Here is a 23,510-nt window from a genome sequence, read left to right as displayed (position 1 = left end):
TACCATCGTGGATTCGCTTTCCGGAGGTGGTCATGCGTGTGCTGTCCCGCTCCTCGTCGGTCGTCGCGCTCGCGCTCGTCCTCGCGGGCGCTCTCTTGGCTCCACCTCCGGCGTCCGCCGCGCCGCTGATGGCGACCTTCGGCGGGCCCGCGGGCTACGGCACGGGCACGCTGCCCGCCAACGACGACGGCTCGTCGTCGCCGATCGACCTCACGACCGCGTTCCCCGGCGGCCTCAACTTCTTCGGCGGCCCCTACACGCAGGTGTGGGTCAACAACAACGGGAACATCACGTTCAGCGCGGGCGTGTCGCAGTACACGCCGACGGCGTTCCCGGTCGCGATGCGCCCGATGATCGCGCCGTACTGGGGCGACGTGGACACGCGCGGCCCGCGGAGCGCGACGAGCAACATGGTCTACTACCACCTCGAGCCCGGGCTCCTGGTGGCGACCTGGCACAACGTCGGCGTCTACAACCAGACCGCGGGCCAGACCCCGACGCCGCGCATGGACTTCCAGCTGATCGTGCGCAACGCGATCGGCTGCCGCGCCGGCGACTTCGACGTCGAGTTCCGTTACAACCGCTGCGAGTGGGAGGCCGGCAACGCGAGCGGTGAGCGCTCCAACAACGGCCTCTGCGACACCGAGACGAGCGGCTGCGTGCCCGCGCAGGCGGGGTTCGACGCCGGCGACGGCACGAACTTCGTGGAGATCATGGGCTCGCGCACCAGCGCGATCCGCAACCTCTGCACGACGTCGAACGTGGGGATGCCCGGCGTGTGGCGCTTCAGCGTGCGCGGCGGGTCGGTGAGCTGCCCGGGCACCGGCGACGTGTGCGAGACCGGGATGCCCGGCGCGTGCGGCGTGGGCGTGACGCGCTGCATCGGGCGCGAGGTCGAGTGCGTGCAGATCGGCACGTCGACGGCGGAGCGCTGCGACGGCATCGACAACGACTGCAACGGCACGGTGGACGAGGGCGAGCTCTGCGGCGCGCTCGAGGTGTGCAGCGCGGGCGTGTGCGTGCCCTCGTGCTTCGAGGGCGGCTGCGCCGAGGGCGACACCTGCAACGAAGCGGGCGTGTGCGTGGAGACGGCGTGCATCGGCGTGACCTGCCCGGCGTCGGAGCGCTGCGAGGGCGGCGTCTGCGTGGGCGCGTGCGCGGGGATCACGTGCCCGCACGGACAGCAGTGCGTCGCGGGTCGCTGCACCGATCTCTGCGACGTGATCACCTGCGCGGCGGGCGAGATCTGCGTGGACGGCGAGTGCCGCGCCCAGTGCCCGTGCGCGCCGTGCGGCGAGGGCGAGACGTGCCTCGCGGACGGAAGCTGCGAGTCGGCCGGGTGCGACGTCGTGATCTGCGATCCCGGGTTCTACTGCGAGGCCGGCGCGTGCCTCGACGCGTGCGCGGGCGCGGTGTGCCCCGAGGGCCAGTGGTGCACGCAGGGTGAGTGCGTCGACGGCTCCGGGCCTCCGCCCGGGACCGACGGCGACGCGGGCGGCGGCGGCGGCGGAGACGTCGACGGTGGTGGCGTCGCCGGCGACGGTGGGAACGGACGGATGCGCACGCGGCCCGAGCAGGGCTGCGGGTGTCGCGTGGCGCCGCGCGCGCCGGCGTCGTGGCTGTGGGTGATGGCGCCGCTCGCGCTGATCGCGGTGCGCCGCCGTCTTCGTCGGGCGTGAGGAGAGAGAGCCGATGAGACTCGTCGACTCCGATCTACCGCCGATCCGCGCGCCTCGCGCGCTCCCGTCCGGGGCCCGCGCTCGAGCGCTCCGGGCAAGACTGCGAAGCTATGCGTGCGCGCTGCTCCTCGTGGCCTCCGCCGCGTGCGGGGGCGACGACGACGACGGGGTCGCGCCGGGCGTCGACGGCGGCCCGTCGGGAGGGCTCGACGGCTCGACGGTGCGCACCGACGGCGGCGGCGGCGGGTGCGTGCCGGCGATCGAGATCTGCGGCGATCGCATGGACCAGAACTGCGACGGCCGCGACACGTCGTGCGGCGACACCGACGGCGACGGCATCGAGGCGTGCCGCGCCGGCGACGACCTGACGCGCTGCGACTGCGACGACGCGCGCACCGACGTGCGACCGCCGTTCGGCTCGCTCGCGGGCGCGCCCGAGCTCTGCGACGAGCGCGACAACGACTGCGACGGGCGCGTCGACGAGAGCGCGCAGTGCTGCGAGGGCTGCGCGAGCCTGGACGACCGCACGCGCGCCGACGTGTGCACCGAGGACGGGAGCTGCGACTGCTCGACGGAGCCGGGCGTCGCGCCCTGCGCGGCGGGTCGGACGTGCTGCGCGGGCGGGTGCGTGGACCTGCAGACCGACATGCAGAACTGCGGGTTCTGCGGGACCACGTGCACGCAGTCGGCGGATCGCTGCACCGCGGGGGAGTGCCGGTGCGGCACCGGGCCCGTGTGCGACCTCGACTTCGTGTGCACCGGCGGCTCGTGCTGACGCGCTGACGAGACGGACGGAACGCGAAGAGGCCGACGCGGCGTGCCGCATTCGGCCTCTTCGTGTTTCGTGCTCGTCGATCAGACGCTGGGACGCGGCGCGCGGTTGTTCGTGTGGATCGCGTGCCCCAGCGCCTGGTGGAACGCCTCCATCACGCCCTCGCCGAGCGTCGGGTGCGGGTGGATCGTCATCGCGACGTCCTCGGCGAACGCGCACATCTCGATCGCGAGGCTCGCCTCGCTGATCAGATCGCTCGCCTCGGGACCGACGATCGCCACGCCGAGCACCTCGTTGGTCTGCTCGTCGAGGATGACCTTCACGAAGCCCTCGGTGCTGTCGATCGCCATCGCGCGGCCGAGCACGCTGAAGGGGAACTTGCCGAGCTTCACCTTCTTGCCCGCGGCCTTCGCGTCGCGCTCGCTCATGCCGGTCGTCGCGATCTCCGGCTCGGTGAAGATCGCGCTCGGCATCGTGCGCCAGTCGCGCGCCGACTTCTTGCCCGCGATCACCTCGGCGACGATCTCGCCCTCCTTCGTCGCCTTGTGCGCGAGGTAGGGCGCGCCGCTCACGTCGCCGATCGCGTAGACGCCCTTCACGTTCGTCTGGAGCTTGTCGTCGACGAGCACGTGGCCGCGCTGATCGAGCTTCACGCCGATCTCCTCGAGGCCGATGCCCTTGCCGTTCGGGCGGAAGCCGATCGACACGAGCACCTTGTCCGCCTCGATGTCGCGCTTGGCGCCGTCGGGCAGCTCGACGGTGAGCATCGCCTTCTTGTTCTCGACGCGGAGGTTCGTCGCCTTCGTCTTGAGCAGCACCTCGCCGCCCGCCTTCTCGAAGGCCTTCTGCACGACCTGCACGAGGTCGGGATCGGTCGCGCCGAGGAGCTGATCGAGCAGCTCGACGACGATCACCTTCATGCCGAGCTTCTGGTAGACCATGCCCAGCTCCATGCCGATGACGCCGCCGCCGACGACGATCATCGTGCCCTTCGCCTCGCGCATGGACACGGCCTGACGCGCGGTGATCACGGTCTCGCCGTCGATCTTGAGGTGCGGCAGCTCGATCGGGGTCGCGCCGGTCGCGACGACGATCGCCTTCGTCGCCTCGAAGGTCTCCTTGGTGCCGTCGCTCTTCGTGACCTCGACCGTCTTGGGGCCGGTCACGCGCGCGGTGCCCATCACGATCTCGCCGCCGTTCGCCTTGATCAGCGTCGCGACGCCGGAGGTGAGCTTCTTGACGATGCCCTCCTTCCAGTCCTGCATCTTGCCGATGTCGATCTGCACGCCCTGCGCGGTGATGCCCATCTTCTCCGCGTGCAGGATCCGCTCGTAGAGACCGGACGCGGCGATCAGCGCCTTGCTGGGGATGCAGCCCCAGTTGAGGCACACGCCGCCGACGTACTCCTTCTCGACGACGAGCACCTTCTGCTTGAGCTGCCCGAGACGGATCGCGCACGGGTAGCCGCCGGGACCTCCGCCGATGACGATCGCGTCGAAGCTCTTGTTGGCCATGAGGAACGTTCCTTCGAAGAAGATGTGGGTTCATCGAGCCCCGCGTCGGAGCGGAGGCTGTCGCGGAATCGAGCGGCGCTCTTTCTCGAGAGTGCCGCGCTGAGCAAGAGCAAGGGGGCGTAGGGGGCCCCCGCGCAGCGCCGCCGCTAGGCGGCGGCCGGGGCTCGAAAGGGGCGGAGCCCCCTTGGGAGATCAGTGGTGACCGAGAGGGGCCGGCGGAAGTGCGAGGAGCGTCTCGCGCTGCTCCGCCAAGTGGGCGGGCAACGACGCATACACGTCCTCGAACACCGTCTCGCGCGCCGGCGGGCCGAGCTCCTCGACCTGCGCGAGCGCCGCATCGAGCTCCGCGCGCAGGCGCGCCTCGATCGCGTCCTTCGTCGCGTCGTCGAGCAGCTCGGCCTTCTGCAGGTAGCGCTCGAAGCGCGCGAGCGGGTCCTTCTTCGCCCACGACTCGACCTCGTCGTTCGAGCGGTAGCGCGTCGGATCGTCGCTCGAGCTGTGCGGGCCCATGCGGTACGTGAGGCTCTCGACGAACGTCGGGCCCTCACCGGCGCGCGCGCGATCGACCGCGTCCTTCACCACGCGATAGACCGCGAGCACGTCGTTGCCGTCGACGCGCACGCCGCGGATGCCGTACGCGTGCGCCTTCACCGCGATCGTCTTGCTCGCCGTCTGCTTCGCGGTGGGCACGCTGATCGACCAGTGGTTGTTCTGGCAGATCAGCACCACGGGCGGCTTGTGGATCCCGGCGAACGTCATCGCCGCGTGGAAGTCGGGCTGGCTGGTCGCGCCGTCGCCCATGAAGCCGACGCTGACGGCCTTGTCGCCCTTCGCCTTGGCCGCCATCGCCGCGCCGACCGCCTGCGGGATCTGCGGTCCGATGCACGAGCTCCACGCGACCTGGTTGACCGCGCGGCCCGACTGGTGGCTCGGCATCTGGCGGCCCTTCAGCAGGTCGCCGTGGTTGCCGTAGACCTGCGCGAGCCACGTGCCGAGCGGGAACCCGCGCACGAGCATGATCGCGGCCTCGCGCAGCGCGGGGAACACCCAGTCCTCGGGCGCGAGCGCGAGGCCCGTCGCGATCGGGGTCGCCTCTTGCCCGGTGATCGTGCCGTAGAAGCCGACCTTGCCCTGGCGCTGCTTGCCGAGCATGCGCTCGTCGATGCGGCGGATGCGCAGCATCTGCTCGTACATCGCGAGCAGCATCTCCTTCGGCAGGAAGGGGTCGCGTTGCGGGTCCGCGGTGCCGTCCTCGCGCAGCACGGAGAAGAGCGCGAGCGTCGGATCGTCGCCTTTGATGCGCATGAGCGCGCGCATCTTACCGAGCGAGGCCACGCGGGCAAAGGCGCGGTCCAAGCCGCGTGAGGGCCCGCGTGTCGCATCGTTCGTGCGCGCGCCTCCAGGTGAGATCCGTCACGCGCGGGCGTACGATTCGAGTCGGTGGGGCCGTGCATCCGCGCGGCTCGGAGGTCGGGGTCGGATGCTGTCATCTCGAGCGACAGGCGCGCCGATCTGGATCGCGGGGGTGCTCGCGCTCTGCGTCTCCTGCGCGCTGCCTGCTGGCTCGCGGAATGATCGCCGCGAGCAGCCGCGCGTCGCGCGCGAGACCGCGACGCTGCCCGACGGAACACCGCTCGAGGGCAGCGTCGTCGAGCAGGGCGCGGCGCACGCGCCCGATCTGCGCGCGCAGATCCCGTGGCCGAACGTCGCGTCTCTGTGGGGCTGGGGCGCGCTGCGCATCTGGGGCAGGCCGCGCGACGACGAGATGCACGTCCACGCGATCGTCGACGCGCCGGCGCGGGCGCGGCGATGGGGCGCGATGTGCGACGTGCGCATGGAGATCGACGGCGAGCGCGTCGCGCTGCGCGCGAGCTACATCGGACGACCGCTGACGCGCGGGGTCTACGACGCGGTGCGTCTCGACCTCTCGATCGAGACGCTGCGCGCGATCGCACGCGCCGATCGCGTGGAGGGCGAGGTGTGCGGCGATCGATTCGAGATCGGCGCCGAGCAGCGCGCGACGGTCGCGCGGTTCGTCGAGCGGTTCGACGATCTCGCGGTGCCGAGCGAGCCGCTGCGCGGGGCACCGCCGTCGAGCGGCCCCGATCTCTTCCTGCCCGGGTGGGACGACGAGATCTGGCCGACCCCGGCCTAGATCGTCGGGATCGAGTAGCGCGGCCAGCGATCGGCCCAGGGCCGCGCCTGCTCGAGCTGGTACGCGAGGCGCAGCAGGAGCGCATCGGCGCCTGCCGCCGCTGCGAAGTGCATCCCGATCGGCAGGCCGCGCTCCGACACGTGCAGCGGCACCGACATCGCGGGACAGCCCGCGACGTTCTGGATCGGCGTGTAGCCCACGGCGCGCGCGGTCCGGCGGATGAGCTCCTCGCGGCCGAGCACCGGCGAGAGATGGCCGACTTGCCAGATCTCGGTCGCGAGCGTCGGCGTGAGCACGACGTCGTGCTCGCGCGTGGCGTCGCGGTAGATGCGCGCTGCTTCGGCGAACGCGTTGCGCGCGATCGGGAGCGCGTGAGCGCCGCGCGCCTCGAACGCCTCGATCAGCGACCACGTGAAGGGCTCGAGCTCGTGCTCCTGCACGGGCGTGCCGCGCGCACGATCGACGACGTCGACCACGCCCGCGACCGCCGCGCCGGCGACGACGAAGAGCGCATCGGCGAGCGGCGGACCGGCGATCGCGGGCGGCGCGATCCCGTCGACGCGATGCCCGAGCTCGGTGAGCAGCGCGATGGTGTCGTCGTACGCGCGGCGCACGGCGGGCTCGACGTCGTCGGCGAGGAGCGTGCGTGTCCACGTCGCGATGCGCAGCGGGCGATCGATGGGATCGCGCACGAAGCCGACGGGATCACCGGCGCTGCGATCCTCGGTGATCGAGAGGAACAGCGCGCTGTCGCGCACCGAGCGCGAGATGCAGTGATCGCTCGTGAGGTCGAGGAAGTCGCTGGTGCCGAAGCTCGCGGGGACCGTGCGCCCGCGCGACGGCTTGAAGCCGAGCACGCCGCACGCCGACGCGGGCGTGCGGATCGAGCCGCCGCCGTCGTTCGCGTGCGCGATCGGCACGAGGCCCGCGGCGACCGCGGCCGCGCTCCCGCCCGACGAGCCTCCGCACGAGCGCGAGAGATCCCACGGGTTGTGCGTGACGCCCTCGAGCAGCGTCTCGGTGCTGTGGAGCAGCCCGAATTCGGCGGTCGCGCTCTTGCCCACGCAGACGAGCCCCGCCGCGGCGAGCCGCTTACCGTACTGCGTCTGCTGTCGCGCGACGTTCGCGCGGAACACGCGGGAGCCCATCGACCAGCGCAGATCGGGCCAGGGCGTCGAGTCCTTCACGACGAAGGGAACGCCGCGCAGCGGGCCTTCGCCGAGCGTGCGCGGCCGCTCGCGGCTCACCGTCACGATCGAGCGCAGCAGCGGATCGAGCGCGTCGATGCGTACGAGCGCGGCCTCGCGCAGCTCGTCGGGGGTGACCTCGCCGCGCGCGCACAGCTCGGCCTGCGCGATCGCGTCGAGACGGCTCAGCGACTTCGCGTCCTGCACGCCCCATCTTGTGCCGCGTCGCATCGACGCGCGCGACCTCCGCGCTAGATGATCGCGCCGTGCGCTCTCCGATCGTCGTCGCCCTGCTCTCGTCCGTGCTGCTCGCCGCGTGTGCGCGCGAGCTCGACGACACGACCCCCGAAGGTGCCGCGGCGCTCTTCGTCGACGCGCTCGAGCGCGGCCGAGACGATCGCAGCGCGCTGCGCGAGGCGCACGAGCTGATCGACGAAGAGTCGCAGCGTCGCCTCTACGAGCGCGCGCGCAGCGCGACCGCGCTCGGCGCGCGCGAGTACGAGCCGTGGGAGATGCTCGTCGAGGGGCGCTCGCGCCTGCGCTTCACCCCGCGACGAGGCAGCGGCTTCCGCGCGCGCGAGGAGGGCGAAGGGCGCGCGGTCGTGACGGTGAGCGGCGAGGAGCCGTCGCAGCGCGCAGATCTCCCGATGGTGCTCGAGGACGACGGTTGGCGCGTCGTCCTCGACGTCCCCGAGCTCCGCACCGCACCGGAGTGACGCTCGGCGTCGGGCCCGAACGACTCAGTCGCTCGCTCGGCCCGGCTCCTCGGGGCGGACGTTCCCGAAGCGCAGCTCGTCGTGGGTCGCGACCATCGTGAGCGCCGCCACGAGCACGCCCACGCTCACCGCGATCACGCCGAGCGCGCGCGTCTTCTTGAGCTGCCACCACATCACGAGCCCGGTGAGCGCCCAGATGATCAGCGTCAGCCCCGTGAGGTCGGCGAAGAGCGCCCAGAACGTCGTCGGGCCGAGCGAGGGCGGGTAGTGATGCGTCTTGTGCATCGCGCCGAGCAGGTCGTGGAGGCTCAGCGCGGGTGAGCGCTCGGTGAGCCGTCCATCGACGCGCCCGGTGCGCAGATCGTAGGTGACGTTCCAGCGATGCCCGTCGGCGTCGATGGTGCGGAAGCGAACGCTCGGCGCGATCCGCGCGCGCAGTGGTCCGTGCGCGTCGTCCACGCCGAGCGTCGGCAGCAGCGACGCGATGCGCGCCTCCACGTCGGAGATGCGATGGTCGGGCAGGTCGATCGTGCCGGCGAAGGGCGGCGGCGCGGCGGTGTGATCGGGACGCGACAGGAGCAGGCCGCGACCCGCGGCGGGATCGACGAGCACGAGGTGCTTCACGCCGGGCCCGCTCGCGCCGAACGCGAGCGATCCTTGGAAGCGGCTCTCGTACTCGTCGTCGAGGCGCAGCGAGTGACCCTCCGCGCGCAGCGCCGCGACGACGTCCTCCGCGACCGCGCGCGGCGCCATCGGCGTGATGCCCGCGTGCTCGCGCAGGTGCTCGGCGGGGATCGGGCGCGCGCGCACGTCCTCGCCGACGCCGGGATGGTTGAAGAGCATCCCGCTCACCCCGAAGAAGATGATCCACGGGAAGAGCGCGAGGCCGAGGTACATGTGGATCTTGCGGATCCAGCGCATTGCGCGGGTGCGCGCGCCCGGGGCCGGAGCGCGCGGCGAGTGTGCGATGCGCGCCCTGAGCGCGGTGAGGATCGGCGCCGACATGCTGGCCGCTCCGTCAGCGGATGCGCACGAGCGAGAACGTGAGACCCGGCACCGTCACGTTCGCGTCGGACGGAGTGCCGTCCGACGCATCGCGCAGCACGGTCTGCGAACGATCGCTCGCGAACTCCGGGATGACCGCGTGATCGTCGACGTTGAGCAGGAACTCGCTCCCGTTGCTCGTCCCGATCTCCTGCACCGCCGCGGTGGGCGTGGGGCCGAGGGTGATCCGCCACCACTGCCACGCACGCGTGCTCGCGAGCACGCGCGGGTTGGTCTCGGGCGTCACGGTGACCGCGCTCTCGTCGAGCACGCGGATCCACGTGGTCGCCCCGTCGCTCTGCACGAGCGAGCCCGCCGTCGCGCCGCCGACGAGCGTCGAGAGCTCGACGTGGAACGACGTGTCGAACGCCGACCACGACTCGTCGAGCCGCAGCAAGCACGGCGCGGGCGCGTTCGCCGCGACGACGCGGTGCACCGCGGAGCCGTACGCCTCCGTCGCGAGGTAGAGCCGCCCATCGTCACCCTCCGCCGCGGTGCGCACGTATCCGCAGCGCTCGTCGCGCGCGACGGTGAACGAGTCGTCGCGCGTGTCGACGACGAGCACGCCCGCGACGCTGATGATCCGCGCGTCCACGTCGCTGCGCCATCCGAGCGGGAACACGATGTGCTCGCCGTGGCGCACCGCGTTGGTCGAGAACGTCAGGAGCGCGCGCTCGATCACCAGCTCCGAGAGATCGACGGCGCGCTCGACCGTCATCTCGCTCGGGTTCCACACGATCATCTGCGCGGATCGACCGTCGAAGTAGTAGGCCTTCGTCTCCGACACGAACTGCAGCTGATCCTGGTACTCGCCGATCGACGTCACGCCGGCGCCCGCGAAGCTCACGGTGTCGCCCTCTTCGAGCGTCGTTCCGTCCTGCGAGAGGTCGTAGCGCGTGATGGTCGGGCCCTCGGTGCCGCCGACGTAGAGCGCGCCACCGCCGGTCGGGCCCGCGCCGATCGCGCGTCCCGGCAGCTCGGTCGCGTCGTGGAGCGCGAGGGTCGTCGTCCGCGTGAGATCACCGGTGAGGACGACGTAGCTCGTCTGGCCCATCGCCTCGAAGACCTGCGTGATCACGGCATACACGGGCGGCGCGGGCTCGCCGCCGTCGGTCGGAGGCGGAGCGCCGCCGTCGGTGTCCGGATTGCCCCCGTCGGTCGGGGTCGAGCCGTCGTCGTCGTCGCCGCACGCCGCGCTCAGCGACGCAATCAGCGCCAGGCTCACGATCACGAATCGATATCGTTGGTTCATCGCCGTCTCCACACTCGTGCGCCTATCGCTTCTCGTCCGAGGCGAAGCGCACTTCGATCAGTCGGTGCCGCGACGAGAAGCCGGCGCGGAGTCCCGTCCTGATCGACGCTTCGTTCGATCGCGCGCAGCCGCAGACCGGATTCAGGCCGCGCGCGCGGCACTGCTCCGCCATGTCGCGGAGGAGCTGCACCGCATATCCCTTGCTCCGGAACGGAACGTCGACCGCGATTCCGATCTCGACGTCGGCGCGTCCCGCGATCACGGGGCGCACGATTCCGAATCCGATCAGCGCACCGTCGTGCTCGAACAGGTGCAATTGCTGCGCTTCGATCACCCGTCGGAGGCGCTCGGGATGCGTGAAGACGTCCTGCTCGATCGCGCGGATGCGCGGCAGATCGTCGACGCTCGCCGGGCGCTGGGTGTAGGGGGCTCGCTCGCTCTCGGGGGTCTCCGGCGCCTCGAACTCGCGCACCAGCACACCGAGGACGCGCACCTCGCGCGCGAGGTCGAGCGCGGGCGCGAGCAGCACGTGATCGAAGGTCTTCACGAGCGCCGCGCGAATCGCGTGCTCCGCGACGATGCGAGGGAGCAGGAAGATCGCGAATCGCGCCGTCTCCGGGGTCAGGTGGAGCTCGAGGAGCGTGTCGTCCGCGACCACGAAATATCCGCAGGGCGCCCCGGCGAGGTGGATCGCGTGACAGCGTCCCGCCGACACGCGCGCTTCGAGCAGCGCGTCCTGGGCTTCCGGAAGCTCGTCGAGATATTGCTCGCGCAGCGCGGAGACCTCCGCGAGGCTGGCGCGCTCGGAGAACGTGAATCGCATGTCCATGAGTACTGCTCTCGGTGCTGCACGACTGGCACGCTCCGCGGTGACCGAGCCACGCGTCGTTCACGCGAGCTCGGTCACCGCGAGCGTGGGGGATCACTCCGCCGACGACTCGAAGAACACCTGCAGTCCGCGGAACCCGGTACCGGTCGCAGGGTTGTAGTTGTTGCGGCACATGCCGCCGGACGGATTGACGCACTGGCCGTACCACTCGCCGGTCACGCGATCACCGCTCGTGATCTCGTCCGTCGTCGCCTGGTCGACGTAGCACTGCCAGTCCGTGAGACCGTTGAACGCGAGGTGCGGGCGGCCGTCGACGTACGACGAGCGACCTGCGATGACGACGTCGGGGAATCGCGTCGTGAACGAGCAGAGCGCCATGAACGCGCACTGGTGCTGCACCGCGATGCGGCAGTCGATCGCGGCGCCGCATCCGCGCGAGGTGAACTCGGCATCGTTCACCGCCGCCGGGCACGTCTCGCCGCCGGGCACCGCGTCGATGCTGCGGAGCATGCACGCCTCCTCGCCGGGAACCGTGCACTCGCCCTCGAGGTTGCCCGCGTCGTCGAATCCGATCTCGCACGGCGTGCCCGTCAGCAGGTGCCAACGCACCGAGTCGTCGCCGGGCGCGATCCGCCCGCTGAAGGTCAGCAGCGGATTGTTCCCGCAATTGACCTCCCAGATGCAGTTGTTCTGTCGGAACGCGCAGACCGGCTCGCCGATCCCCGGCTCGCCGCCGACCCCGTTGCGGAGCTCGTCGCACGAGTGCAGCGCGAAGAGCGTCTCGCTCGCGGGCGCGACGAGATCACACGTCGGCGGCGCGACCTGCGCACCGGAGATCGCACAGACGCTGGTGTCCGCGCCGCCGCGACCCGCGCGTCCGGCGCCGCACGAGCCGCTCAGCGTCGTTCCCTCGAGCGTCGCAGTGCAGCTGTGAGCGACGATGTCGCCCGCCATGAACGCGGGGCTGCCGCCGCCCGAGGGCGTCTGTGCGTCGGCGAGCGCTTCGAGCCGCTGGCTGAAGCTGATGCCGGTCCGGGTGACGGTGCCGGTGAGCACGAGGTCGTCCGCGCACTCCGCCTGGAACGCGCAGCCGTCCTGGATCACGCGGCACGTGCCGGCGGTGATCGTCGCGCCGCCGCGTGCGTCACCTTCGACGCACAGGACGACGTCGTCGAGCCGCGGCGGGAGCTCGAGGCACGTGACCCCGGGGAGGACGTCGCGATCCGAGAGGAGATTGCACGTCTGCTCGCCCGCCGGCGTCTCGCCGACTGCCGTCGTCGTGCGCGTGCACGTCGCGGTGAGCTGTCCGAGCACGAATCGGCCGGTGCACGCGAGCATGGCAGTCGCGCCTTCGCTCGTGGTCCACGGATCGGCCGCGAGCGCCACGTTCCCGCTCTCGCTGACGGTGCCAGTGAGGACTCGTCCGCTGCAGTTGGCAGAGAGCGCGTCGCCGTCTTGTGTGACGGAGCAGAGCGGCCCGATCGCGAGCGCCTGACAGCCACTCACCGAGAGAACGGGCGGAAGGGAGGGATAGGGCGGTCCGCCGTCCTCACCGACCGATCCGGCGTCGCTCGAGCCAGCGTCCTCTCCGGCGCCCGCGTCTTCGTCGGGGACGTTCGTGCCGCCGTCCACGCGCGTGCCGCCGTCCTCCTGGCCGGGACCGACACCGCTGTCGGTCTCGCTCGTGCCGGAGTCGTCGTCTCCGCCGCAGCCCGCCCCGACGGCGAGCATCGCGAGCACGACCGTCGCGCGGGCAATCCAGATTGTATTGTCGTTCTTCGTCATCCCTCGTCTCCAGATCGAACAGAGTCGGAATCGGGCGTCCGGGGGAGGACGCCAATCGCCTGCGCATGCCGGCAATATCCAATGAGCAGCGCCGAATCGACGGCGCGCGTGTCGAGGTCGGGCAGACGCGCGAGCACACGCGCGCACGGGTATTCCGGTGTTGCGCTCGCGGCCGTGTGGGCGTCGATGGCGCGGAGCTCGAAGAAGGCCAGCGTGGAACGGTCTTCGTCGTCACCGCGGGCGCGGACTCGCGTCATCCAGTCGGACACCGACACACGCGCGAGCGGATATCCGATGCACGTCAGCGCCTCCCGGACACGATCGAGCGCGACGCTGCCGGTGTGGACCAAGTGGTACGCGCTCGCGGGCGTCGTGGCCGCATCGGCGAGCGCCAAGCGAACCATCGAGCTCGCGGCGTCGTCCGCGGGGATCCACGGCTCTTCCACCGGCAGGTCGGGCCATGCAGCGACGCGCGTGGCGGCGCGCCCGATGCGCCACACGAGATCGCCTCGATTGACGCTGGGACGCCGGCGAGGACCGGCGACGCGCCCGAGCCGATGCACCGCGACGCGGAGACCGCGATTGCCCGCTTCCGCGCAGAGCGCCTCTCCCTGCCACTTCGAGCGCTGATATCCGTCGACGAGCCCGGCGTGCGCGGGATGGAGTCGCTCTTCGGGCTCGCTGCGCGGGACCGTCGCGATCGACGAGACGTAGTGGAGCTGCGCGCCCCAGCGCAGCGCGAGGCCGAGCAGCTCGCGCGTCGCGACGACGTTCACGGCGGCCAGGCTGTCGTAGTCGCGCGCGAGACTGACCTGCGCAGCACAGTGGAACACCGTCGCGCAGGGTGCGATCTCGAGATCGCGCGCCGTGAGATCGAGGGCGATCACCTCGATGCGATGGGCCGCGGGGCCGAGCTCGATCCCGAGCTCCTCCGCGCGCGTGAAGAGACGTGCGCGGGCCGTCGCGTCATCGCTCGCTCGGACGGTGCACACGATCGTGTCGTCGGAGCGCTCGAGCCAGCTCGCGAGCAGGTGCACGCCGACGAACCCGGTCGCGCCGGTCAGCAGCACGCGGCCTCGCCCCAGCGTCGCGGGCGCGGGTGCCCAGGACGGAGGCAGCGACACCGAGCCCGGCTCGAAGATCGTCTCGTGTGGCGGCGCTCCAGCCGCCGACGCGAGCAGCGCTGCCTGCGCGCGCGGCGTCGGGCGACGGAAGATCTCCGCGACGCGGATCTCCGCGCCCGCGCCGCTGAGGCGGTTCGCGAGCTGGATCACGTGCAGGCTGTGCCCGCCGAGCGCGAAGAAGTCGTCGTCGAGCTCGACGCGCGTCACCCCGAGCACGGCGCGCCACGCCTCGATCACCCGCGCTTCCAGCGCGGATACGTCGGGATCGTGCTCGGGCGCGTCGTCGCACGGCGCGCTCCGCACCGCGACGCGATCGATCTTCCCGTGCGTCGTGCGCGGAAGGCGCGCGACGACCTCGAGCACCGATGGAACCATCGGCGCAGGCAGCTGCTCGCGCACGAAGCGGCGCAGCGCGGTCGTGTCGATCGCGTCGGCCTCCACCTTCGCGAGCAATCGCTTCGCCGCATCGCCCCACACCACCGCGGCGCGCACCTGGGGATGACGGCACAGCGCGGCCTCGACCTCCGCGGGGCAGATGCGATGTCCGCTGATCTTCAGCTCGTCGTCGACGCGACCGCGGTGCGCGAGCTGTCCGTCGTCGCGCCACGTCGCGAGATCGCCGGTGCGATAGGCGCGGCCGCACCCGGGCAGCGTCACGAAGCGCTCGCGCGTGAGATCGTCGCGCCCGAGATAACCCGTCGCGAGCGTGGGCCCGAGCAGCCAGAGCTCGCCCACCGCGCCGGGTGCGGTCACGACGGCGCCGTGCTCGTCGACGATCGCGACGTCGATGCCCGGGAGCGGCGTGCCGATCGGCGCTTCGTCGCGCGTCGTGTCGTCGAGCGCCGCGCACGTCGCGACCACCGTCGCCTCGCTCGGCCCGTACGTGTTGACGAGGCGCGCCTCGCGCGCGCCTTCGCGCCATTGCCGCGCGCGCTCCGGCGATGCCGCCTCGCCGCCGATGATCACGAGACGCACGCACGAGGGCAGCGTCAGCGCGCGCCGCGCGACGGCGAGCGCGAGCTCGTGCCAGAACGCGGTGGGCAGGTCGAGCACCGTGATCCCACCGCGCGCGCACGCGGCGAAGAACGCCTCCGGTGACTCGATCGCCGCGTCGTCGCGCAGCACCAGCGCGGCGCCGGACGCGAGCGTGACGAAGATCTCCTCGACGCTCGCGTCGAAGGTCCACGGCGCGAACTGCAGCACGCGATCGCGCGCGCACACGCCGTAGCGCGACGACGCCGCGCCGACGAACCACGCGAGCGCACCGGTCGAGATCGCGACCCCCTTCGGCTCGCCGGTGCTGCCGGACGTGAACACGACGTACGCGATGCTCGCGTCGTCGCGCGCGCTCGGCGGCGTCGTCGAGCCCGGCGCGGTCCACGCCTCGAGCGCGTCGTGTGGAAGCGCGTCGGGCGTCACCACGAAGCGCGGCTTCGCCGCATGGATCACGCGGGCTCGCCGCGCGCTCGGCTGCGCGGGATCGAGCGCGACGTAGCCCGCGCCCGCGCAGAGCGTGCCGAGGATCACGACGATCCCGATCGCGCTCCGCGGGAGCTCGATCGCGACCAGCGATCCCGGCTCGCAGCCGGCTGCGCGAAGCCACTCCGCGCATCGCCGCGCGCCACGATCGAGCTCCGCGTACGTCCATGAACGCTCGCCCTCGACGAGCGCGGTCGCATCCGGGGTCGTGCGCGCATGCTCGCCGAGCGCATCGAGCGGCCAGGTCGGCGCGACGTGCGGCCGGGTCGTCGCGGTGCTGCGGGGGCGCAACGGTCGATCGGGCGCGTCGAGCCACGCGTCGAGATCGCGCTCCAGCGTGCGCGCCATCGCGGTGAGCTCGCGCTCGTCGAAGCGCTCGGCGTGTCCGTCGAGCGTCAGCTCGAGCCCTTCGTCACACGGCGCGATCGTGTACGCGAGCTCCTCGACGGGCCCCGCCGACACGCGCAGCACGCGCGCGCTGCAGTCACCGAAGCGCGCCGGCAGCGCGAACGGCATCACGTTCACCACCGGACCGAAGAGCCGTCCGCCGAGCGCCGCGCGATCGACGCGGAGGGCTTCGTAGCGATAGCGCTGGTGCCGCTTCTGCCGCGCGAGCGCCGCGCGGATCGTGCGTGCGAGCGCTCCGATGCTCGACGCCGCGTCGAGATCGATCGGCAGCGCCGCGAGGTTCATCGCCATGCACGGCGTTCGCAGCGCGCGCGTGCCGAGCCGCAGCATCACCGGCAGCCCGAGCAGGAACGAGCGCGTCGACGCGCGCTCGCCGACGTGCGCGGCGATCACCGCGAGGAGCGCTTCCATCCACGACACGCCCACTCGCGACGCCGCGTCGCGCACGCGCTGCGCGCGCTCGCCGTCCCAGCGGTGCCACGTGCGCAGGCCGTGCCCCGGCATCGCGGGCGCGCCGAAGCTCAGGCCACGACGCGCGCCGAGCTCGTCGCGCCAGAACGCGCGATCGGCCTCGCGCTGCGGCGAGCGCTGGTACGCGTCGTCCTCGTCGAGCACGGGCTCGAACGCGGTGAGCGCGCCGCGGGTCGCGAGGCGATCGTCGCGCTGGAGCGACGCGTAGTGCTCCGCGACCCGCGCCGCGACGAGGTGGAAGCCGTAGCCGTCGAGCGCGATGTGGTGCGCGACGTGGAGCCACGCGTAGCGGCCGGGGCCGAGGGTGAGCAGCTGGTGGCGGGAGAGGGCGCCGCGCTGGAGGTCGAGCGGCCGGCGAACCTCTCGCTGGGCATGTCGGAGAAGCTCCGCCTCCCCGTTGAGTGACGTCCGCTCGAGGCGCACACCGTCGTATTCGCGCCTGACGCGTCGTGGCTCACCTCGCGCCTCTTCGAACGCGACCTGGAGCGCGGTCGCCTCGACGAGGGTGGCGTCCAGCGCGCGCGCGAACGCCGCGACGTCGAGAAGTCCTTCGAAAACCACGCACTCGGCGGCATGGAGCACCGTGCCGTCGTGGGCGCGTTGGTGCCCCAACCAAATGCCGAGCTGTGCCTCGGAGAGTCGCTCGCCGTCGGACCTCGACATCGGCGGTGGCCTACGTCAATTGAGAATGACTGTCAATCGCGCTGAAAATGAAAGTGAGAATTATTATCAAAGCCCTTGAAAGTCATTCTCACTCGTGGTTAGGTCGGCTCGCGATGCCCGACAGCCTCCCCCGACCGCACCCCAGCACGTGGCCGCTCGACCGGTCGCACGCGCTGCTCGACGAGGCGCGCGCGCTCGTCCCAGGGCTGACGCTCTCGATGATGAAGCGGCCCGAGCACTTCGCGCCGGGCAGCTTTCCCGTCTACCTCGCGCGCGGTCGCGGCGCGCTCGTCGAGGACGTCGACGGCAACGAGTACGTCGACTTCGTCTGCGGCCTCGGCGCGACGTCGCTCGGTCACGCGCACCCTGCGCTGCTCGAGGCTGCACGCGACGCGCTCGAGCTCGGGCTCGTGCACTCGTTGCCGACCGAGCTCGAGGTGCGCGCGGCGAGGGCGCTCGTCGGTGTCGTGCCCGGCGCGGAGATGGCGCGCTTCTTCAAGACCGGCGCGGACGCGACGTCCGCCGCGGTCCGCCTCGCGCGCGCGATCACGGGCAAGGAGCGCGTCGTGACCGTCGGATACAACGGCTGGCACGACCACTTCATGTTCGACACGCCGGGCGTGCCGAGCGCGCTCGCGACGCTGACGACGCGCCTTCCGCTCTTCACGTCCGACGACGAGCCGCGCTTGCTCGAGACGATCCGCAGCGGCGCGCGCGAGCTCGCGGCGGTGGTGATCTCGGTTCCCTACAACCGCTGCGTGACGCGCGATCTGTTGCTCGCGCTGCGCGACGTGTGCACGAGCGCGGGCGTGCTGCTCGTCTTCGACGAGATCGTCACCGGGTTCCGCCTCGCGCTCGGCGGCGCGCAGGAGCTCTTCGACGTGCGGCCCGATCTGTCGTGCTTCTCGAAGGCGATGGCGGGTGGGATGCCGCTCTCCGCGGTCGTCGGTCCGCGCGCGCACCTCGAGCAGATGGAGCGCTTGCAGGTGTCGACGACGTTCGGCGGAGAGCTCGTCTCGCTCGCGGTCTGTCTGCGCACCATCGAGATCTGTCGCGACACCGGCTACGTCGCGCACGTCGCGTCGCTCGGGCGTGCGCTGCGCGAAGGCGTGAGCCGCGCGGCGGAGGAGCTCGGCGCACCGCTGCGCGTGCTCGGGTACGACGCGATCCCGTTCTTCTCGTTCTCGCCCGATGCGCAGCGACACGTCGCGCTCATGCGCGACTTCCAGGGGCGCATGGCGCGCCGCGGAGTGCTGCTGCGTCGCGACGTGAACTTCCTGTGCGCGGCCCACACGCGCGCGCAGATCGAGCACGCGATCGGCGCCGCGCGAGAGAGCTTGTCGGAGATGCGCGCCGCGGGCGCGTTCGGGGCGTGAGGGGGCACGACGGATGGCTCACGATCCTTCGCTCTTCGAGCTGGTGCGGCACCCGATCGCGATGCGGACGCTGGAGGTGAAGCGCGTCGTCGCGCTCACGCCGCGCATGACGCGCGTCACGCTCGGCGGCGCCGACCTCGCTGGGTTCCGGTCGCTCGCGCCCGAGGACCACGTGAAGATCTTCTTCCCGCGGCCGGGCGAGCGCGATCCGATCCTGCCGGTGATCGGGCCCTCCGGGCTGCCCGCGCCGAGCGACGGACCGAAGCCGATCGCGCGCGACTACACGCCGCGTCGCTACGACCCGGATCGCGGCGAGCTCGACGTCGACTTCTTCCTGCACGGCCACGGCGTCGCGTCGACGTGGGCCGCGCAGGCGACGCCCGGACAGGTCGTCGGCGTCGCGGGACCGCGCGGCTCGTACGTGCTCACGCGCGAGGTGGCGTGGCACCTCTTCGTCGGCGACGAGACGGCGCAGCCCGAGATCGCGCGACGGATCGAGGAGCTGCCGGCGAGCGTCGCCGTGCGCGTGGTGCTCTTGGTCGACGGGCCCGAGGAAGAGCAGCCGTGGCCGGCGTCGGGGCCGATCGGGGCGCGCTGGGTGCATCGCCGCGCGGGCGAGGTGCTGCTCGATGCGGTGCGCGCGCTCGCGCTGCCCGAGGGCGAAGGCTTCGCGTGGCTCGCGGGCGAGGCGTCGCAAGTGCGCGCGGTGTATCGACACCTCCTCGTCGATCGCGGCCTGCCCGCGTCGCACGTGCACGCGTCGGGGCACTGGAAGCGCGGCGTCGCCGCGCACGATCACCACGAGCCGATCGCGGTGGACGAGCGATGAGCACGACGCTGCTCGAGGGCTGCGTGCCCTGGCCCCACGACGTCGCAGAGCGGTATCGACGCGCCGGGCACTGGCGAGGTGATCCACTCGACTCGATCGTGCGCGAGGGCGCGCGACGTCACGGCGAGCGCGTCGCCGTCGTGTGCGGCGCACGGCGCGCGACGTACGCGGAGCTCGATGCGCGCGTCGATGCCGTGGCGTCCGCGATGATCGAGCTCGGGATCCGTCCGCTCGATCGCGTGGTGGTGCAGCTGCCGAACGTGCTCGAGCTGATCGAGACGCTGTTCGCGTTGTGGCGGCTCGGTGCGATCCCCGTGATGGCGCTGTCGGGTCATCGGCGCGCGGAGATCGCGCACTTCTGCGAGCACACGCGCGCGGTCGCGTACGTCTGCGCCGACGTGGTCGCCGGGTTCGACCACCGCGCGCTCGCGCGCGAGGTGAAGGCCGGCACGCCGACGCTCAGACACGTCATCGTCGTCGGCGATGCGCAGGAGCTGGTGCCGTTCGCGTCGCTCGACGGCGCGCCGCGCACGCTGCCCGCCGTCGACGCGAGGCAGGTCGCGCTGCTGCAGCTGTCGGGCGGCAGCACCGGGACGCCGAAGCTGATCCCGCGCACGCACGACGACTATCTCTACAGCGTGCGCGCGAGCGTGCCGATCTGCGGGCTCGACGCGCGGAGCGTGTACCTCGTCGCGCTGCCGGGCGCGCACAATTTCCCATTGAGCTCGCCGGGGGTGCTCGGCGCGCTCGTCGCGGGGGCGCGCGTCGTGATGAGCCGCGAGGCTCATCCCGACGCCGCGTTCCCGCTGCTCTCGCGCGAGGGCGTGACGATCACGGCGCTCGTGCCGCCGCTCGCGCGCGCGTGGCTCGCGGCGATGCGCGCGCGCGGGCTGCGCTTTCCTTCGCTCGAGGTGCTGCAGGTCGGCGGCGCGAAGCTCGGCGTCGAGCTCGCGCGTGATCTGATCGAGGGCCTCGGGTGCCGACTCCAGCAGGTCTTCGGGATGGCCGAAGGGCTCGTCTGCTACACGCGCCTCGACGATCCGCTCGAGCGCGTGATCACCACGCAGGGCCGGCCGATCTCCGAGGACGACGAAGTGCGCATCGTCGACGACGAGGATCGCGACGTGCCGGAGGGCGAGGTGGGGCACCTGCTCGCGCGCGGGCCCTACACGATCCGCGGCTACTACCGCGTGCCCGAGCACGACGCGATCGCGTTCACGCGCGACGGGTTCTATCGCACCGGCGATCGCGTCCGCCGCATGCCCGACGGGTCGCTCGTCGTCGAAGGGCGCGCGAAGGAGCAGATCAACCGCGGCGGCGAGAAGATCGCGCCCGCCGAGCTCGAGCAGCACCTCGTCGCGCATCCCGACGTGCGCGAGGCGGCGGTGCTCGGCATGCACGACGCGATCGTCGGCGAGCGCATCTGCGCGATCGTGGTCGGTGATCGCCCGATCACGCGTGCCGCGCTGATGGCGCACCTGCGCGCGCGCGGTGTCGCGACCTTCAAGCTCCCCGATCGCGTGGAGCTCGTGAGCGACGCGCTGCCGCGCACCAGCGTCGGGAAGATCGACAAGGCCGCGCTGGCGAGTCGCCTCGCCGCGGGAGGAGCGTCGTGAGCGCGCTGCCTGCGACGTACCCCGCGCTCGTCGCGGAGATCGCTGCGCTGATCGAGGTCGATGCGAGCTCGCTCGCGCCGGACGACTCGTTGCTCGACTGGGGCCTCGACTCGATCCGACTGATGAGCCTGGTCGAGCGGATCCGCGAGGGCGGGGTCGAGGTGACGTTCGCCGACCTCGCGGAGGAGCCGACGCTGCGCGGTCTCGCGCGTCGCGTGGGGGTGGAGCCGTGATGCGCGCCGACGTGCCTGCGTTCTTCCTCGCCGGGCCCACGCGCACCGTGGTGGGCGAGGGCGAGCGCGAGTCGTTCCACGGGACGCTGCGCGCGCCCGAGCGATGGCTCGCGGAGATCGATGGTGCGCTCGCCGCGTCGGACGATCCGCGCGCGGCGCTCGTGGTCGGTGCGCTGCCGTTCGGCGAGGACGCGCCGGTGCGGCTCTTCCGCCCCGCGCGCGCGCTCGTGTCCGACGCGTGGGGAGCGACGACGGGCGCATCGCGCGCGATCGCGCGCACGCCGATCGATCGCGCTGCGCACGACGAGAGCGGCGGGTTCGTCGACGCGGTCGCGCAGGCGGCGGGCGCGATCCGCGGCGGCGCGCTGAAGAAGGTGGTGCTGGCGCGCGCGACGGAGCTCACCGTCGACCAGAGGCCCGACGTGAACGCGCTGCTCGCGGTGCTGCGCGCGCGCAACCCGCACGGCTTCACGTACTCGCTCGACGTCGCGCCCGGCGCGAGCGACCCGACGCGCCTCGTCGGCGCGAGCCCCGAGCTCTTGCTCTCGCGACGCGGGACGACGGTGGTCAGCGTGCCGCTCGCGGGATCGAGCCCGCGCTGCGCAGATCCGATCGAAGATCGCGAGCGCGCCGCGCGCCTCTTGCGCTCGCCGAAGGATCGTCACGAGCACGAGATCGTCGTCGAGCACGTCGTCGCGAGCCTCGCGCCGCTCACGCGCGCGCTCCGCTTCGAGCGGGAGCCGGTGGTCAGCGCGACGCCCACGATGTGGCATCTCTCGACGCGCATCGAGGGAACGCTGCGCGATCGCGATCTCTCCTCGTTGCGCCTGGCCGTCGCGCTGCATCCGACGCCCGCGGTGTGCGGGCTGCCGACGCGCGCGGCGCGCGAGTGGATCGCGCGGCTCGAGGCGCTCGATCGCGGCTACTTCACCGGCGCGCTCGGCTACACGCGCGCGGGCGGCGACGGCGACTGGATCGTCGCGATCCGCTGCGCCGAGATCGCGGGCGCGCGCGTTCGTGTGTTCGCGGGCGCCGGCATCGTCGGCAGCTCCGATCCCGAGCTCGAGCTCGCAGAGACCAGCGCGAAGATGCGCACCGTCCTCGGTGCGCTCCTGCCTTCGCGCGAAGTCGATCCTCCTCGCTCGCACGCCGAGCGAGCCGACGACGAGAGGTAGCGAACCATGGCCCTTCCCACGATCGCCCCCTACGAGCTCCCCACACCGCGCTCGTGGCCCGAGTGTCGCGCGCGCTGGACGCTCGAGCCCTCGCGCGCCGCGCTGCTCGTGCACGACATGCAGGCGTACTTCCTGCGGCCGTTCGATCCCAGCGCGTCGCCGCTCCGTCCGGTGCTCGAGCACGTGCGCGCGCTCGTCGGCGCGTGCGCGCGCGTCGGCGTTCCCGCGCTGTTCTCGGTGCAGCCGGGCGAGCAGAGCCGCGATGAGCGCGGCCTGCTCTGGGATCTCTGGGGACCCGGCATCGTCGAGCATCCCAGCCTCGCGAAGCTGGGCCTCGACGTCGGTGAGATCGACGCGGACGCGCTGATCCCGAAGCGGCGCTACAGCGCGTTCTTCGAGACGCGCCTGCACGACCGCCTGCGCACGCTCGGCCGCGATCAGCTGATGATCACCGGCATCTACGCGCACATCGGGTGCCTCACGACGGCGGTCGACGGATGCATGCGCGGGGTGCAGCCCTTCTTCCTCGCCGACGCCACCGCGGACTTCTCGCGCGAGGATCACGAGATCGCGCTGCGCCAGGTCGCGCGCACCGCGGGCGTGGTGCTGACGACGAGCGACGCGCTGCGCGCGCTCGAGCCCTCGCGCGGAGAAGGATGATGCTGGCGCCGTGGCTCGAGGCACGTCCGCGCCCCCGTGCGCACGCGCTCGTCCCGCTCGACGCGACGAGCGTGCTGCTCGTCGGCTGTGGCGTCGGCGACGACGCGCTCGCGCTCGCCGAGCGCATCGTGGGCGCGCGCGTGACGGGTGTGGACACGTCGCTCGCGCGCATCGACGAGGCGCTCCGGCGCGCTCGTCACGTCGCGCTCGCGGTGCGCTTCGCGGTCGCCGACGCGCGCGCGTTGCCCTTCGACGACGGGCGCTTCGACGTCGTGCTCGCCGATCGCGTGCTGGGCGACGTCGACGATCGCCTGCGCGCGATGCGCGAGCTCGCGCGGGTCACGCGCGCTGGGGGCCGAGTGCTGGTGCACGATCGCGCCGAGGTGATCTCGCCGCGCGACGTCGAGCGCGACGATGACGTGATGACGCTGCTCGCGCGCGCGGGGCTCGTCGCGATCGAGATCGCCGACGAGGGCATGCTCGACGACGGCGCGCGCGTCGTGACGCTGATCGGCCTCAAGCCGCGCGACGAGGAGCCCTGAC

General features: G+C 72.1%; 19 protein-coding genes. 11 read left to right on the top strand and 8 right to left on the bottom strand.

Features of this window, described 5'->3' with window-relative positions; genetic code table 11:
- Window positions 1-32: 32 nt before the first annotated feature.
- Window positions 33-1,679, top strand: coding sequence for a nidogen-like domain-containing protein (locus DB32_RS28785; protein ID WP_053235845.1), 1,647 nt, complete (start codon window positions 33-35; stop codon window positions 1,677-1,679).
- A gap of 130 nt (window positions 1,680-1,809) precedes the next feature.
- Complete coding sequence (locus DB32_RS28780; protein WP_053235844.1) at window positions 1,810-2,454, top strand: MopE-related protein; 645 nt, start codon at window positions 1,810-1,812, stop codon at window positions 2,452-2,454.
- A gap of 80 nt (window positions 2,455-2,534) precedes the next feature.
- Here the strand turns inward: DB32_RS28780 and lpdA are convergent, their stop codons facing one another.
- Both lpdA and DB32_RS28770 read right to left on the bottom strand, forming a co-directional pair.
- A complete protein-coding gene (gene lpdA, locus DB32_RS28775) occupies window positions 2,535-3,965 on the bottom strand; it encodes a dihydrolipoyl dehydrogenase (protein ID WP_053235843.1) in 1,431 nt (476 codons plus the stop codon).
- Window positions 3,966-4,157: 192 nt separating this feature from the next.
- Window positions 4,158-5,270 (bottom strand): thiamine pyrophosphate-dependent dehydrogenase E1 component subunit alpha, encoded by a 1,113-nt coding sequence (locus DB32_RS28770; RefSeq protein ID WP_083458577.1) that lies wholly within the window; start codon window positions 5,268-5,270, stop codon window positions 4,158-4,160.
- A 175-nt stretch (window positions 5,271-5,445) separates the two neighbouring features.
- Here DB32_RS28770 and DB32_RS28765 point away from each other — a divergent pair, with 175 nt between their 5' ends.
- Window positions 5,446-6,120, top strand: coding sequence for a hypothetical protein (locus DB32_RS28765; RefSeq protein ID WP_157069509.1), 675 nt, complete (start codon window positions 5,446-5,448; stop codon window positions 6,118-6,120).
- Here the strand turns inward: DB32_RS28765 and DB32_RS28760 are convergent.
- Complete coding sequence (locus DB32_RS28760; protein ID WP_053235841.1) at window positions 6,117-7,538, bottom strand: amidase family protein; 1,422 nt, start codon at window positions 7,536-7,538, stop codon at window positions 6,117-6,119. The two genes, DB32_RS28765 and DB32_RS28760, sit on opposite strands and share 4 nt — an antisense overlap.
- Before the next feature lie 35 nt (window positions 7,539-7,573).
- Between DB32_RS28760 and DB32_RS28755 the strand changes: the two genes are divergently transcribed.
- Window positions 7,574-8,023: a hypothetical protein gene (locus DB32_RS28755; RefSeq protein WP_157069508.1), complete on the top strand. Its 450-nt coding sequence runs from the start codon at window positions 7,574-7,576 to the stop codon at window positions 8,021-8,023.
- Between the two features lie 24 nt (window positions 8,024-8,047).
- On the opposite strand, the gene DB32_RS28750 is transcribed toward DB32_RS28755, so the two are convergent.
- The 5 genes from DB32_RS28750 to DB32_RS28730 all read right to left on the bottom strand — a co-directional run bounded on the left by DB32_RS28750 (window position 8,048) and on the right by DB32_RS28730 (window position 17,078).
- Entirely contained in the window at window positions 8,048-8,944 is an 897-nt protein-coding gene (locus DB32_RS28750) for a hypothetical protein (protein ID WP_157069507.1), read from the bottom strand.
- A 97-nt stretch (window positions 8,945-9,041) separates the two neighbouring features.
- On the bottom strand, window positions 9,042-10,319 hold the full coding sequence (locus tag DB32_RS28745) for a hypothetical protein (protein WP_075098053.1): 1,278 nt from the start codon (window positions 10,317-10,319) through the stop codon (window positions 9,042-9,044).
- 22 nt (window positions 10,320-10,341) lie between these two features.
- Window positions 10,342-11,148 (bottom strand): GNAT family N-acetyltransferase, encoded by an 807-nt coding sequence (locus tag DB32_RS28740; RefSeq protein ID WP_053235837.1) that lies wholly within the window; start codon window positions 11,146-11,148, stop codon window positions 10,342-10,344.
- A gap of 93 nt (window positions 11,149-11,241) precedes the next feature.
- Window positions 11,242-12,933: a hypothetical protein gene (locus DB32_RS28735; RefSeq protein ID WP_157069506.1), complete on the bottom strand. Its 1,692-nt coding sequence runs from the start codon at window positions 12,931-12,933 to the stop codon at window positions 11,242-11,244.
- Window positions 12,930-17,078: a non-ribosomal peptide synthetase gene (locus tag DB32_RS28730; protein ID WP_075097658.1), complete on the bottom strand. Its 4,149-nt coding sequence runs from the start codon at window positions 17,076-17,078 to the stop codon at window positions 12,930-12,932. The genes DB32_RS28735 and DB32_RS28730 overlap by 4 nt, the downstream gene beginning before the upstream one ends.
- Window positions 17,079-17,191: 113 nt before the next feature.
- Between DB32_RS28730 and DB32_RS28725 the strand changes: the two genes are divergently transcribed.
- From DB32_RS28725 to DB32_RS28695, 7 genes are read left to right on the top strand one after another with little or no spacing between them, the layout of a single operon-like run.
- Window positions 17,192-18,454: an aspartate aminotransferase family protein gene (locus tag DB32_RS28725; RefSeq protein ID WP_053235834.1), complete on the top strand. Its 1,263-nt coding sequence runs from the start codon at window positions 17,192-17,194 to the stop codon at window positions 18,452-18,454.
- 13 nt (window positions 18,455-18,467) lie between these two features.
- Window positions 18,468-19,283 (top strand): siderophore-interacting protein, encoded by an 816-nt coding sequence (locus DB32_RS28720; protein ID WP_053235833.1) that lies wholly within the window; start codon window positions 18,468-18,470, stop codon window positions 19,281-19,283.
- Window positions 19,280-20,899 carry a (2,3-dihydroxybenzoyl)adenylate synthase gene (locus tag DB32_RS28715; protein ID WP_053235832.1) on the top strand — a complete coding sequence of 540 codons (1,620 nt, stop codon included), beginning with the start codon at window positions 19,280-19,282 and terminating at the stop codon, window positions 20,897-20,899. Before DB32_RS28720 ends, DB32_RS28715 begins: the two co-directional genes overlap by 4 nt.
- The gene (locus DB32_RS28710; RefSeq protein ID WP_157069505.1) at window positions 20,896-21,132 is read left to right on the top strand and encodes a phosphopantetheine-binding protein; all 237 of its coding nucleotides are present in this window, start codon (window positions 20,896-20,898) and stop codon (window positions 21,130-21,132) included. The genes DB32_RS28715 and DB32_RS28710 overlap by 4 nt, the downstream gene beginning before the upstream one ends.
- A complete protein-coding gene (locus DB32_RS28705; protein WP_053235831.1) occupies window positions 21,132-22,307 on the top strand; it encodes an isochorismate synthase in 1,176 nt (391 codons plus the stop codon). The genes DB32_RS28710 and DB32_RS28705 overlap by 1 nt, the downstream gene beginning before the upstream one ends.
- 6 nt (window positions 22,308-22,313) lie before the next feature.
- Window positions 22,314-22,967: an isochorismatase family protein gene (locus DB32_RS28700; protein WP_053235830.1), complete on the top strand. Its 654-nt coding sequence runs from the start codon at window positions 22,314-22,316 to the stop codon at window positions 22,965-22,967.
- The gene (locus DB32_RS28695; protein ID WP_169791594.1) at window positions 22,967-23,509 is read left to right on the top strand and encodes a class I SAM-dependent methyltransferase; all 543 of its coding nucleotides are present in this window, start codon (window positions 22,967-22,969) and stop codon (window positions 23,507-23,509) included. The genes DB32_RS28700 and DB32_RS28695 overlap by 1 nt, the downstream gene beginning before the upstream one ends.
- Window position 23,510: the final 1 nt, after the last annotated feature.

The sequence above is a fragment of the Sandaracinus amylolyticus genome, assembly GCF_000737325.1.
Classification (GTDB): domain Bacteria; phylum Myxococcota_A; class Polyangia; order Polyangiales; family Sandaracinaceae; genus Sandaracinus; species Sandaracinus amylolyticus.
Note: the sequence above shows the minus strand (reverse complement) of the source record. Positions and strands in the feature narration are given on the sequence as shown.

Coding starts and splice junctions, on each gene's coding strand:
- DB32_RS28695 (WP_169791594.1), top strand. CDS start 22,967: ATGCTGGCGCCGTGGCTCGAGGCACGTCCGCGCCCCCGTGCGCACGCG.
- lpdA (WP_053235843.1), bottom strand. CDS start 3,965: ATGGCCAACAAGAGCTTCGACGCGATCGTCATCGGCGGAGGTCCCGGC.
- DB32_RS28700 (WP_053235830.1), top strand. CDS start 22,314: ATGGCCCTTCCCACGATCGCCCCCTACGAGCTCCCCACACCGCGCTCG.
- DB32_RS28705 (WP_053235831.1), top strand. CDS start 21,132: ATGCGCGCCGACGTGCCTGCGTTCTTCCTCGCCGGGCCCACGCGCACC.
- DB32_RS28735 (WP_157069506.1), bottom strand. CDS start 12,933: ATGACGAAGAACGACAATACAATCTGGATTGCCCGCGCGACGGTCGTG.
- DB32_RS28750 (WP_157069507.1), bottom strand. CDS start 8,944: ATGCGCTGGATCCGCAAGATCCACATGTACCTCGGCCTCGCGCTCTTC.
- DB32_RS28720 (WP_053235833.1), top strand. CDS start 18,468: ATGGCTCACGATCCTTCGCTCTTCGAGCTGGTGCGGCACCCGATCGCG.
- DB32_RS28745 (WP_075098053.1), bottom strand. CDS start 10,319: ATGAACCAACGATATCGATTCGTGATCGTGAGCCTGGCGCTGATTGCG.
- DB32_RS28715 (WP_053235832.1), top strand. CDS start 19,280: ATGAGCACGACGCTGCTCGAGGGCTGCGTGCCCTGGCCCCACGACGTC.
- DB32_RS28760 (WP_053235841.1), bottom strand. CDS start 7,538: ATGCGACGCGGCACAAGATGGGGCGTGCAGGACGCGAAGTCGCTGAGC.
- DB32_RS28785 (WP_053235845.1), top strand. CDS start 33: ATGCGTGTGCTGTCCCGCTCCTCGTCGGTCGTCGCGCTCGCGCTCGTC.
- DB32_RS28770 (WP_083458577.1), bottom strand. CDS start 5,270: ATGCGCATCAAAGGCGACGATCCGACGCTCGCGCTCTTCTCCGTGCTG.
- DB32_RS28730 (WP_075097658.1), bottom strand. CDS start 17,078: ATGTCGAGGTCCGACGGCGAGCGACTCTCCGAGGCACAGCTCGGCATT.
- DB32_RS28725 (WP_053235834.1), top strand. CDS start 17,192: ATGCCCGACAGCCTCCCCCGACCGCACCCCAGCACGTGGCCGCTCGAC.
- DB32_RS28765 (WP_157069509.1), top strand. CDS start 5,446: ATGCTGTCATCTCGAGCGACAGGCGCGCCGATCTGGATCGCGGGGGTG.
- DB32_RS28740 (WP_053235837.1), bottom strand. CDS start 11,148: ATGGACATGCGATTCACGTTCTCCGAGCGCGCCAGCCTCGCGGAGGTC.